10 protein-coding genes are annotated in these 11,885 nt (G+C 71.1%); 8 read left to right on the top strand and 2 right to left on the bottom strand.

Annotated elements, in window-relative coordinates; all coding sequences use genetic code 11:
* Window positions 1-121 precede the first annotated feature (121 nt).
* Window positions 122-628 carry a 50S ribosomal protein L17 gene (rplQ, locus tag CP983_RS17270; protein ID WP_030960844.1) on the top strand — a complete coding sequence of 169 codons (507 nt, stop codon included), beginning with the start codon at window positions 122-124 and terminating at the stop codon, window positions 626-628.
* A gap of 142 nt (window positions 629-770) precedes the next feature.
* Complete coding sequence (truA, locus tag CP983_RS17265) at window positions 771-1,631, top strand: tRNA pseudouridine(38-40) synthase TruA (RefSeq protein ID WP_150500346.1); 861 nt, start codon at window positions 771-773, stop codon at window positions 1,629-1,631.
* 4 nt (window positions 1,632-1,635) lie between these two features.
* Here the strand turns inward: truA and CP983_RS17260 are convergent, their stop codons facing one another.
* Window positions 1,636-2,526, bottom strand: coding sequence for a hypothetical protein (locus tag CP983_RS17260; protein ID WP_229914933.1), 891 nt, complete (start codon window positions 2,524-2,526; stop codon window positions 1,636-1,638).
* A gap of 125 nt (window positions 2,527-2,651) precedes the next feature.
* Here CP983_RS17260 and CP983_RS17255 point away from each other — a divergent pair, with 125 nt between their 5' ends.
* The 5 genes from CP983_RS17255 to CP983_RS17235 all read left to right on the top strand — a co-directional run bounded on the left by CP983_RS17255 (window position 2,652) and on the right by CP983_RS17235 (window position 9,552).
* The gene (locus CP983_RS17255) at window positions 2,652-3,818 is read left to right on the top strand and encodes a CapA family protein (protein WP_150500344.1); all 1,167 of its coding nucleotides are present in this window, start codon (window positions 2,652-2,654) and stop codon (window positions 3,816-3,818) included.
* Window positions 3,819-4,029: 211 nt separating this feature from the next.
* Complete coding sequence (locus tag CP983_RS17250; RefSeq protein WP_150506657.1) at window positions 4,030-6,288, top strand: HAMP domain-containing protein; 2,259 nt, start codon at window positions 4,030-4,032, stop codon at window positions 6,286-6,288.
* 7 nt (window positions 6,289-6,295) lie between these two features.
* On the top strand, window positions 6,296-7,927 hold the full coding sequence (gene pgsB / locus CP983_RS17245) for a poly-gamma-glutamate synthase PgsB (protein ID WP_150500342.1): 1,632 nt from the start codon (window positions 6,296-6,298) through the stop codon (window positions 7,925-7,927).
* A 48-nt stretch (window positions 7,928-7,975) separates the two neighbouring features.
* Entirely contained in the window at window positions 7,976-8,458 is a 483-nt protein-coding gene (locus CP983_RS17240) for a poly-gamma-glutamate biosynthesis protein PgsC/CapC (RefSeq protein WP_030950648.1), read from the top strand.
* Between the two features lie 17 nt (window positions 8,459-8,475).
* Window positions 8,476-9,552, top strand: a complete 1,077-nt coding sequence (locus CP983_RS17235) for a C40 family peptidase (protein ID WP_107904081.1) — start codon at window positions 8,476-8,478, stop codon at window positions 9,550-9,552.
* A 39-nt stretch (window positions 9,553-9,591) separates the two neighbouring features.
* On the opposite strand, the gene CP983_RS17230 is transcribed toward CP983_RS17235, so the two are convergent.
* Complete coding sequence (locus tag CP983_RS17230; protein ID WP_107904079.1) at window positions 9,592-10,476, bottom strand: hypothetical protein; 885 nt, start codon at window positions 10,474-10,476, stop codon at window positions 9,592-9,594.
* Between the two features lie 73 nt (window positions 10,477-10,549).
* On the opposite strand from CP983_RS17230, the gene CP983_RS17225 reads away from it, so the two are divergent.
* Window positions 10,550-11,806 carry a glycosyltransferase family 87 protein gene (locus CP983_RS17225; RefSeq protein ID WP_150500340.1) on the top strand — a complete coding sequence of 419 codons (1,257 nt, stop codon included), beginning with the start codon at window positions 10,550-10,552 and terminating at the stop codon, window positions 11,804-11,806.
* The last annotated feature ends 79 nt before the right edge of the window (window positions 11,807-11,885 follow it).

Raw genomic sequence — 11,885 nt, 5'->3', positions numbered from 1 at the left:
CCTTTGGGGCGCGGACCCTCCGGGCGTCTGAAAAGGCGCCCGGATCTCCGACAGGTAACCGCCTGCTCGGATACTGACCTCGGTACCTCATACGGCCGGGGCAGACACACAGGAGATTGACATGCCGAAGCCCACCAAGGGTGCCCGTCTGGGCGGCAGTGCCGCGCACGAGAAGCTGCTTCTCGCGAACCTCGCGAAGGCGCTCTTCGAGCACGGCCGTATCACCACCACCGAGGCGAAGGCCCGCCGTCTGCGGCCCTACGCCGAGCGTCTGGTGACCAAGGCGAAGAAGGGCGACCTTCACAACCGCCGTCAGGTGCTCCAGGTCATCACGGACAAGAGCGTCGTCCACACGCTCTTCACCGAGATCGGCCCGCGCTACGAGAACCGTCCGGGTGGCTACACCCGCATCACCAAGATCGGTAACCGCCGTGGCGACAACGCGCCCATGGCTGTCATCGAGCTGGTCGAGGCGCTGACGGTCGCGCAGCAGGCCACTGGTGAGGCCGAGGCCGCCACCAAGCGTGCGGTCAAGGAGGCCGACGAGGCCAAGGTCGACACGACCAAGGCCGACGAGGCTGCCGAGGCTCAGGCCGACGAGGCTGCCGAGGAGTCGAAGGACGCGTAAGCGTTCTGCCGGGGGCTGTGCGGTCTGCGGCTGCGGGTTCGTGGTGGCTGGTCGCGCAGTTCCCCGCGCCCCTTCAGGGCGTTGGCGGGTCCGTTCCTTTCGAGGGGCGGGCCCGCTTTTGTGTTGCTGAGAGGATCTACGGGTGAGTGACGAAGCAGAGCCCGGGTATGTGCGTGTCCGCCTCGACCTGTCCTATGACGGGACCGAGTTCTCCGGGTGGGCCAAGCAGGCCGGTGGGCGGCGGACCGTGCAGGGCGAGATCGAGGACGCGCTGCGGACCGTCACGCGGTCGGGGGGCACGACGTACGAGCTGACCGTCGCCGGGCGGACGGATGCCGGGGTGCACGCGCGGGGGCAGGTCGCGCATGTGGACCTGCCCGAGCAGGTCTGGCGCGAGCACCACGAGAAGCTGCTGAAGCGGCTCGCCGGGCGGCTGTCCCGGGACGTGCGGGTGTGGGCGCTGCGCGAGGCGCCCGCCGGCTTCAACGCGCGGTTCTCGGCGATCTGGCGGCGGTACGCCTATCGCGTCACCGACAACCCCGGCGGAGTCGACCCGCTGCTGCGGGGCCACGTCCTGTGGCACGACTGGCCGCTGGACGTCGACGCCATGAACGAGGCCGCGCAACGGCTGCTCGGGGAGCACGACTTCGCCGCGTACTGCAAGAAGCGGGAGGGCGCGACCACCATCCGCACGCTTCAGGAGCTGAGCCTGGTGCGGGGGGACGACGGGATCGTCACCGCGACCGTGCGGGCCGACGCGTTCTGCCACAACATGGTGCGCTCGCTCATCGGGGCGCTGCTGTTCGTGGGGGACGGGCACCGGCCCGCCGACTGGCCGGGCAAGGTGCTGGCCGCCGGTGTCAGGGACTCCGCGGTGCATGTCGTACGGCCCCATGGGCTGACGCTCGAAGAGGTCGGGTACCCGGCCGACGAGTTGCTGGCCGCGCGGAGCAGGGAGGCGCGCAACAAGCGGACGTTGCCGGGCGCCTTCGGCTGCTGCTGAGCCCTCAGTCCTCGGACCACGTCCTCAGCAGGTCGCCGAGGGCCTCCTCGGTCTCGTCGGCGTCACGGCCGTCGTCGCGGGCGTCGGGGGCCAGTTCCACGTGCAGGAAGCCGGCGTGCCGGCGCTCCGCCGACCTGCCCTGGACGTTGGTGGTGCCCTCCAGCGGGCAGCGCGCGGACCAGCCCCGGCAGACCCGCAGCCCCTCCGATTCCAGGCGGTCGGCCAGCGCCGACGCCTCGCGTGACGTGCTCTGGGCCGAGCCGCCGGAGACGACGGCCTCGTAGGGGCGGTCGGACGACTCGGCGAAGCCGTGCAGTTGGAGGCCGGGCACCCCGCGCTTCTGGAGTTCCACGACGATCGAGTGGAAGGCGCTGTCCTCGCGGTGGGCGACGTCGGCGGCGTCGGAGCGGCCGGCGCGGCGGTGGGCGCCGGCGACGACCAGTGAGCCGGAGGGTGTGTTCTCCAGCAGCCGGACGCCGAGTTCCTCGGTGTCGCGGTCGGACACCGGGTGGGGGACCTGGACGTTCCAGCGCACGTCGGAGTCGGCGGTCAGGTAGAGGCGGCCCCAGCGGGCGGCCTCGCTGTTCGGCCGCAGGGCGGCGATCTCGTCGTAGCGGCGGCCGGAGTCGGTGTCGGTGAGGCGGGTGACGCCGAGGCCGAGGGGGGCGAGGACGCGCTCGGCCCCGGCCGCGTCGCCGTCCAGGAGGTGGCCCACGCCGCGCGCCAGTTCCTCGCGCCGGCTGTCGCCGGGCGGGGTGTAGGGGCCGTCGGGCCCGAAGTCGGCCGTGTAGGTGAGGATCCGGTCGCGCAGGTCGACGAGTTCGCGGGCTTTCGGAACGGAATGTTCCGCGCTTTCGGGCGATGCGGAGTCACAACCCGCCAGCGCGAGGATCAAAACCGTAGGGGCAAGAATGCGAGCGAAACGTGACGTTCTTGTGATGGTAGAGACCGGTTGAGGTGTGAGTGGCGTGTGAGTATGTCGCGGTGACATTCCGTAAGTCTCTCCGTATAGGTCGCTCGATGGCGGTTCTGGGGGCTTTGGCAGGCCTCGTCGCCGGCTGTACCTCCGAGCCGTCCGGGGCTCAGGTGAAGCCCGGCGGGCGCTCGTTCACCGTCGCCGCCGCGGGTGATGTGCTCATCCACCCCGAGCTCGTCGAACAGGCGGCCAAGGACGCCGAGAAGACCGGTGAGGGACAGGCCGGGCTGGACTTCGGACCGCTGATGGCGGGCGTGAAGCCCATCATCAGCAAGGCCGACCTGGCCATCTGCCACATGGAGACGCCGGTCGGAAAACCCAAGGGCCCCTTCGAGGGGTACCCGGAGTTCCTCGTGCCACCGCAGATCCTCACGACCCTCAAGGACGTGGGTTACGACACCTGCTCGACGGCCTCCAATCACACCTACGACCACGGCCTCAAGGCCGTGAAGCGCACCCTGGACGCGATGGACGAGGTGGGCCTCGGGCACACCGGGTCCTCGCGCACGCCTGACGAAGCAGAGCAGATCAACATTCGGGACGTCAACGGCGTCAAGGTCGCCCACCTGGCGTTCTCCTGGGAGTCCTTCCTCAATCCGACGCCCGAGAAGGAGCGTTGGGCCTTCAACCGGATCGGCTTCGACGCGGTGAAGAAGGCCGAGGCCCGGGCCCGCAAGAAGGGCGCCGAGGTGGTGATCCTCTCGGTCCACTGGGGTCTGGAGCACTACAACGAGCCGAGCGTCCCGCAGCTCAAGCTGGCCGAACGGATCACCGAGGAGACCGGGATCAACCTGATCATCGGCCACCACTCGCACGTCGTGCAGCCCATCCAGAAGCTCAACGGCACCTGGGTCGCCTACAGCCTCGGCAACCAGGTCGCCCGGCACTCCTCGCCGACCGGCCTCACCGAGGAGGGGGCGATCGGCTGGTTCGAGTTCAAGGAGACGACCGACGGCTGGGACGTCAGCGCCCGCTACCGGACCACGCTGGTCGACATCCCGCCGGAGGTGGAGGAGGGGGAGAAGCTCCCCGATGACGCGGTCGAGGACCACCGTGTGGTGGACGTGCAGAACGTGCTCGACCACCCCGGCGAGCTCTCCGAGGACCGGCTGGCCCGCTATCAGCTGGCCGCCGACCGCACCCGCGGCTTCCTGACCAACCGTGGCGCCCCCGGCGGCGACGGCCTCGAGCAGCTCGATCTCGGGACGTGACGAGCGACACAGCAAGCTCTTGCGCCCCGGAACCCAACCCCGGCGCGTGTCGGAAGTCTTTTAAAGGGACGGCGTCTCACGCCCGCGTCAGCGGTGGCTCCTGCGAGCGCCTGAGTAGTGAAGAGGCGAAGGAAGACCACCGGTGACTCCAACCAAAGGCGCACAGCGTCCCGCACGGGGCGGGCGCAGACGCCTGCGCAGACGCGCGGACATGCCGCTGCTGGGCGGCATCCGTCCGCCGATCGCGCTGCTGTGCCTGCTGATCCTCGCCCTGGCCGGGCTGACCGCCAAGGTGCTGGGCCCGGCCGGCGACCCGGTCGTCCCGAAGGCGGTGCTGGGCTCCCAGCAGCACTTCGCGGAGGACGGCGCGATCGCACTACGCGCGTCGATCGACGAGCGGGTCACCGACCTGAACCGCACCGCGGCAGCGCTGAACGCGGGTGAGCCCGCCGACCCGGAGCGGGTGCTGTCGGACCTGAGCAACACGTACCAGAAGTGGACCGGCACCACGGTGCTGGACCTGGAGAGCGGAAAGATCCTCGCCGCGAGGGGTGAAACGATTCCCCTCGCCTGGCTGGACAAGGACGTCCTCACCGGCGACCACGCCCTGACCCCCCGCATGGTGCGCCTGAAGACCGGCGACGTACGGCTGATGACGATGGCCCTCCTCGACTGGAAGGACCGTCCGCAGGAGCTGCTGATCGCCTCCAACAGCCTCTCCGTGCCCGCCATCAACCTGGGCCCGTTCCGCTCGATGGCGGTCGTGGCCCGCGGCGGCGAGGTCCTCGCCACGGCCGGCTTCGAGCAGGCCGAGGCGCTCAACTCGGACGCCGAGCGCGATGAGCTCGCCTTCCTCCGGAAGCAGATGACCCGGCTGTCCGAGCGCGGCGCCAAGGAGGCCGAGGAGGACCCCGTCAGCGCACGGGAGCCCGGCTCCCGCGGCTACCCCGGCGTCAGCGGAACCCTGCTCGGCGACTCCTACAACGGCCGCGTGGCCACCGCCGGATACGCCTCCCTCGCCTCCGCCGACCCCGAGCAGCGCAAGAGCGTCGGCGCGGGCCTCGGGCTGACCGTCGTGGCCATGCTGCCCGTGGTGCAGGAACACGCCGTCGGGCAGGAGCGTGAGCTGTACGGGCTGGTCGTGGCCGGTGCCCTGGTGGTGTTCGGACTGCTGGCGGCGGCCCTGCTGTGGATGGCCGTGCAGCGGCCCCTGCTGCACCTCTTCCTGGAGTCGCGCCGACTGGCCCGCGGCGACCTGACCCGCCCCGTCGAGATACCCCGCTGGGGCGAGACCGCCCGCGTCGGTGCCGCCCTGGAGCGGCTGCGGGCCCAGCTGTCCGGCGACGCCGGGGCGGACCGGGAGACCGGTGACCGCAAGGGCCGCCGGGGCCGGTTCGGTCTGCGGGTGCCGCTGGCGCTCACCGCCGTCCTGCTGTTGCTGTGGTGCGTGCCGGTCGGACTGCTCCTCAACCGCACGGACGCCTCGGTGAGCGTGCCGAGCACCATGGTCAACGACCAGCGCGACCGCACCGACCTCGTCGCCGACCGGGTCCGCCGCGCCCTCAACGAGGCCCAGGCCGACCTCGTCTCCACCACCCGCCTGATCGACGCGGACGACCCCGACGCCACCACCGGCGTGCTGGACGACGCCCTGCGCAAGCACACGCGCTACGGCTCCCTGTACGTCGTCGACAAGGGCGGCGACGTCGTCGCCCGCGCCGGCGACGAGCCCAGCGCCGACTGGAGCGAGGACGAGAAGGACGCGTCACTCGTCCGGGTCGCGGGCGAGGGCGGCAAGAAGCCCGTCATCCAGGCCGGGGCGGCCGTACCGGACGCCAAGGGCCTGACCCTGGTCGGCGAGATCCGGGTGGAGTTCCTGAACTCGCTGCTGGCCCGGCCCGGACTCGGCGAGGTCCGCGTGGTCGACGCGAAGGCGCGGACCCTCGCCGGCAGCAACGGCTTCCTGGCCTTCGAGAGCCTGCCGCGCGAGTCGCTCACCGACCTCGTGCGGGCCGGCGGCGTCAGGGTCGGCGCGGGCCCCGTGGAGAACGGCCTGCTCATCCGCGAGGGGCGCTCGGTCACGGTCGCCGCGGCGGCGCCCTTCTCCGGCGGCGGTGTGGCGGCCGACGTCGGCTGGACCGTGGTCAGCTGGCAGAACGCCAAGCACTTCGAGATCGCCCCGTACGAGCGTGAGGACCGCAGCGTGCTCGCCGGGATGCTCGGGCTCGCGCTGATCGTGGTCTGCCTCGGCTGGATCCACCTGGTCGTCGTCCGGCCGCTGCGCGCCCTCGCCGGCGGCGCCGAGAAGCTCGCCGACGGCGACCTCAAGACCGTGCTGTACCCCCGCTACCACGACGAGGTGGGGGCCGTCGTCCGCAGCCTCGAACTGGTCCGCCAGCAGTTGCAGGCCCGCAGGCAGAACCAGGCACGCCGGAGTGCCGAGCCACGGCTCGGCGCCGGAGGAAGGTGACCGGACCGTGCTCTACCTCTACTTCGTCCTCCTGATCGGCTCGGTGTTCCTGCTGATCGCGGGCATCGTCGAACAGCGCAGGCACTACGCCGCCCTGCACACCATCCCCTCCCGGGTGCTGGTCAACGGCATCCGCGGCAAGTCCTCCATCACCCGGCTGTGCGCGGGTGCCCTGCGCGGTGGTGACCTGGTCACCGTGGCCAAGACGACGGGCACCGCCGCGCGCTTCATCCACCCGGACGCCACCGAGGAGCCGGTCTACCGCAAGTTCGGCATCGCCAACGTGGTGGAGCAGATCGGCATCGTCCGCCGGGCCGCCACCTACCGCCCCGACGCCCTCGTCATCGAGTGCATGGCGGTCATGCCGGCCCTCCAGGAGGTCAATCAGAGCAAGCTGATCCGCTCCACGATCGGCGTGCTGTGCAACGTCCGTGAGGACCACCTCGCCGAGATGGGACCGACCCTGGACGACGTGGCGCGCTCGCTGTGCCGCTCGATGCCGGAGGACGGCATCTGCGTCACCGCCGAGAAGGAGCGCTTCCACATCCTCCAGGAGGAGGCGGACGCCCGTAACTGCCAGTTGATCTACGCCGACCCGGAGACCGTCAGCGACGAGGAGCTGCGCGGCTTCAGCTGGTTCACCTTCAAGGAGAACGTGGCGATCGCGCTGGTCGTGGCGGACCTGCTCGGCGTCGAGCGGGGGGTCGCCCTCCAGGGCATGTACGACGCCCCGCCGGACCCGGGCGTCCTCTCCGTCGAGCGGTACGTCACCCCCGAGGACAAGCGGCTCGCCTTCGCCAACGTCTTCGCGGCCAACGACCCCGAGTCGACGCTGATGAACATCAACCAGCTGCTCGACCTCGGCGCGATCCGCCGTCCCCTGAACGTCGTGATCAACTGCCGCCCGGACCGGGTGGAGCGCAACGGGCAGATGGGCGAGATCATCCCCGACCTGAAGCCCGACAACGTCTTCGTCATCGGGCACCCCGCCAAGAGCGCCATCGACGCCATCCCCGCCGACTGGCGCGACCGCGCGGTCGACCTCGGTGGCGAGCGCCGCTCGGCGGACGAGTTCATGCCGACGCTGCTCGGCCGGATGTCCGACGGCTCCTCCCTGGTCGCCATCGGCAACATCCACGGGCAGGGCGAGGAACTCCTGGAGTACCTGGCCGAGCTCCCGACGGACGAGAGCGCCGCGGACGAGGGCCAGGACCGGCCCGCTACCGCCGCGCCGGCCCAGCAGCAGCGCCTGGACCCGTACGCCTCGTACCCGACGGCCTACGAGGAGCGGTACCAGGCGTCGCAGACCCAGGAGATCCCGGTGGTCCGCATCCCGCAGCCGCAGCAGCCGTACGGCCACCCGGCCGGGGCGTACACCGGCGCTCCCGTGCCGGGGACGGACCAGTACGGCGGGGCGCGGACCCAGGCACCTCAACCGCAGGCTCAGGGCTGGTTCCAGGCACCGGACCGGCACCTGCCCGGCCGGCCCGAGCTGCCGCAGGGGCCCGGCCACTCGGGGTACGGCCCCGAGCAGTCGTACGGCACGGGGCAGGCACCGCAGCCCTACCCCGAAGAGCACCACGACCGGCGACGCCGCCCGCCGGCCGGCGACGGCGGCGGACACGCCCCGCGTGCCTGACGCCCGCCCCGCCCCACGAACCCGCATCCCCTCGTCCGGAGAACCCCGTTGACCACCGCCGCCCTGACACCCGAGATGGCCGCCCTGGGCATCGCCATAGGCCTGTTCTTCTCGCTGCTGTGCTATCTGACGACCAACCTGTCGCCCGGCGGCATGATCACGCCCGGCTGGCTCGCGCTCACCCTCATCGAGGACCTCCAGCGCGCGGCGATGGTCGTGGGCGTCACGGCCCTCACCTACGGCGGCACCAAGATCATGCAGCGGCTGGTGATCCTCTACGGCAAGCGGCTGTTCGCCGCGGTGGTGCTGCTGGGCGTGCTGCTCCAGGCCACGGTGATGATCGTGCTCTCGCTCGAGTTCCCGCTGCTCTACGGCAACCAGACGCTCGGCTTCATCGTGCCGGGCCTGATCGCCTACCAGATGGTGCGCCAGCCCAAGGGGGCCACGCTGCTGGCCACCGGCACCGTCTCCCTCATGGCCTACATCGTCGTCGCCGCCGGCCTGCTGCTCGGCGTCATGCCGACCGTCTGAGAACCGAGGAGCAAACGATGGCAGGGAAGAAGAAGTCGAGGCCCGTCGTCACCGGCCTGGTGCTGCTGGCGCTCGTCGGTACCTCCGGCTACCTGACGCTGGAGCTGCGCAAGCAGGACGAGCAGGGCGTCACCGAGGTGCGCAACGTCGGCGTCCTGGAGGGCGGCCGGAGCACCGGCACGGCCACGGAGAGCGGCAAGGAGACCTGGTCCCGGCTGGAGAACCCGGCGCGGTCCGTGCTGCGCGGCTCCGACGGCCAGATCAAGGCCGTCTTCACGGACGGCGCGCGCACCGCGACGCTGACCGGTTCTGCCCGCACCTTCCAGGAGCCGACCTCGACCGCGTCCAAGGTCAGCACGACGGACTGGGTGCGGCTGATGCCGGAGCGCTGGAAGAAGGGCGCGGAGTCGAAGAAGTGGTTCAAGGACTGGTACGCCGAGTACGAGGACAGCAAGGAGGACGACATCTTCGCGTTCGCCTTCCAGTACGTGGCGGGCGCACCGGTGAAGAAGGACGCGCAGGGCACCGTCTACGCCGGTGACGCGAACTTCGGTCCGCTGAACACGACCGGCGCCGAGGGCGGCGACCTGCGCCTTGAGCAGTCCGACTTCTACGACTACCTCGGTGTGCAGTACCCGTTCCGGGACGGCACCGTCGGGCAGCCGGAGAGCATGCGGGCCCGGTCGATCGACTGCTCGGGCTTCATGCGCATGGTGCTGGGCTACCGGGCCCGCTACCCCCTGATGTCCTCGGACGCCTCGGGCGACGGACTGCCCCGTACCGCCAACGGCATGGCCCGCTCCAAGGCGGGCGTCGACATCCTGCCGCTGGCCGGCATCTCGGCGCAGGACCGGCCCTCCGCGATCGACCAGCTCCAGCCGGGCGACCTCGTCTTCTTCAAGCTCGACACCCGCACCGGCGATCGGCTCGACCACGTCGGGATGGTCCTCGGCCACGACACCGAAGGGCACCTGATCTTCGTGTCGAGCCGCGAGGAGGTCAACGGGCCCACCATCGGCGACGTCGGCGGAGTGTCCCGGCTCGACGGCAACGGCTACTACGCGAAGACGCTGCGCAGCGCCAAGCGGCTGTAGTCGCGGGCGGGCCCGGGGACACCGGGCCCGCGGCCGCCGCTACTCGTTGGCCGCCGCCGAGGCCTGTGCCTGGCCGCGCCTGAGGATCTGGTGGAAGGTGAACTCCTCCAGCTCGTCACTGACCTGGAAGGCGGCGGTGTCCTTGTCCGTCATGTCCTTGCCGCTGGTGAAGCCCGTGATGGTGAAGTAGGCGTAGCGGCCGTAGGAGTTGGACGTCGACAGGCAGACCGACGAGGTGCAGAAGTCCTTGACGCCCTTGCCGGACAGCGATCGGATGATGTCCTTCTTGGTGTCCACCTGGCCCTTGACCTTGGTGGCCTGGGCCGCGGTGTCGAAGACCGCCACGCCTACCGTCACCGCGATGCCGTCCTTCACGTACGAGACGCGCATGAAACGGGTGCAGTCGCTGGTGGTGAGGATCTTCGGGAGCCCGCCCTTGGTGACCGCGGAGCAGCTCTTGGTGTCGTCCGTTGCGCCCTTCTTGTACACCTTGCCGCCGACCGTCAGCTGAGTGCCGGGGAAGAGGATCTGGGCGCCGAGCGGAGCGGTGTCCTTGCTCTTGCTGGAGATGAAGTCCTTCGGATCCAGCGGCGGCGGAGCGCTCGTCGGCGCGAACGACGGCGCGGCGCCCGACTCGCTCGGCAGGTCCGCGGTCCCCGGCAGCGAGGAAGACGGCTTGTTCGAAGCGGAGTTGCTGCCGTTTGCGGAGACCACCGCCACCGCCACGGCAGCACCGATCGCGACGGTGGCGAGTGCGCCGCCGCCGATGAACAGCAGCCGACGCCGCTTGTTGCGGGTCTCCGAGGCCTCGGCGAGCGCGGCCCAGTCCGGAGTCTGATCTGCGCCGTCGTTCCACGGCTGCTGGGAATGCGGTTTCCAGGGATCCCACTGGGACTGGGGTCCCCCCTGCTGCCCATAGCTCATGGGCCGCATCTTAGACGGCCCCGAGGTGTGCCGGTCCGCCCCAAGAGGCGCACGGGCCCCTAGCGTTCAGTCGATGAGCGAGCGCAAAAGCGACATCTCCGGGTGGTTGGTACGACCGGCCTCGTGGCATCTGTGGGCGGTGCTCGGGGCGGTGCTGGGGGCCGCCGTGGCGCGTACGGCCCGGCTGACCTCGGACGGAGGGATGGACAACGCGATCGTGGTGCGGGCGGCACGGGTGTGGCTGGCCGGCGGATCGCCGTATGACGACCCCCACTTCCTCTATCTGCCGAGCGCGGTCGTCGCGGCGGCTCCGTGGGCGACCATTCCGCGGGGTGTGCTGAGCGTGCTGGTGCCGGTGCTGGTGGCCGGATGTCTGGTGGGCGGCTGGGTCTGCGCGCTGCGGCTGCACGGCGTCGCGCCGCGCAGCCGTTTCGCGGCCCTCGGCCTGATCGGCCTGGCGGCCGGGTTCGCGCCGTTCGCCCATCTCGTGCTGCTGGGGAACTGGACGGCGACGGCGGCGCTCGCACTGCCGCTCGCGGTGCTGCTGGTGGGGCGCGGGCGCTGGGTGGCCGCGGGGCTGGTGCTCGGCGCGGCGGTCGCGCTGAAGCCGCTGCTGGCGCCGATGGGGCTGCTGTTCGTGTTCGCGCGCCGGTGGCGGGCCCTGGCGTGGCTGGCCGGGGTGCCGGCGGCCGCCTCGGCCGGTGCGGCGCTGCTGCTGCCCGACCCGGCGGGTTTCCTCACCCGCACCCTCCCCTTTCTCCTGCGGGGCGACGACGGCTTCGTACGGCTCTATGAGGCGTCGCCCCTCGCGGTGCTGCCGCGGGCCGGGGTGCCGGCGGCGTTGGCCGCGCTGCTCGCGTTCGGGATGGCCGCGGTGGGGGTGGGCTGCGCGTACCGCCGGTGGCGGGCCGGGGACGAGGGGCCGCTGCGGCCGGCCGAGACGGCGGCGCTGCTGATGCTCTCGGCGTTCCTGGTGTCCAGGCCGTCGTACGACCACTATCTGCTGGTCGTCGTGCCGCTGCTGCTGGCCGGGGCACTGAAGGCGGGCTCGGTGGTCCGGGGGCCCTGGTTCTGGCTGGCGCTGGTGCCGCAGCTGCCGGGGGTGACCTGGCCTTATCTGGAGGCGGGGGAGCGGCGGGCCTTCCGGGACGCCGTGACGCTGTGCGTGCTGGCGGTGACGCTGGCCGCACACTGCCGCCGGACCGCGGCGCGCGGGAATGACGTCGGTCACTCGGCGGGGCCGGGGCGGGGGCTCGTGGCCGTGATGTCCGGGACGCGCGGTTACGCTGGGGGGAGACAGCAGGGGGCGTCCCAGGGCAACCCGTTTTGACCCGGCCGTGGCGGCGCAGGTATCCTGCGTGTTCATTGTGTATTGGCCTGCTCATTCTCACGGGAGTGGCCTCTACCTA

The sequence above is a fragment of the Streptomyces chartreusis genome, from assembly GCF_008704715.1.
GTDB classification, from domain to species: domain Bacteria; phylum Actinomycetota; class Actinomycetes; order Streptomycetales; family Streptomycetaceae; genus Streptomyces; species Streptomyces chartreusis.
Note: the sequence above shows the minus strand (reverse complement) of the source record. Positions and strands in the feature narration are given on the sequence as shown.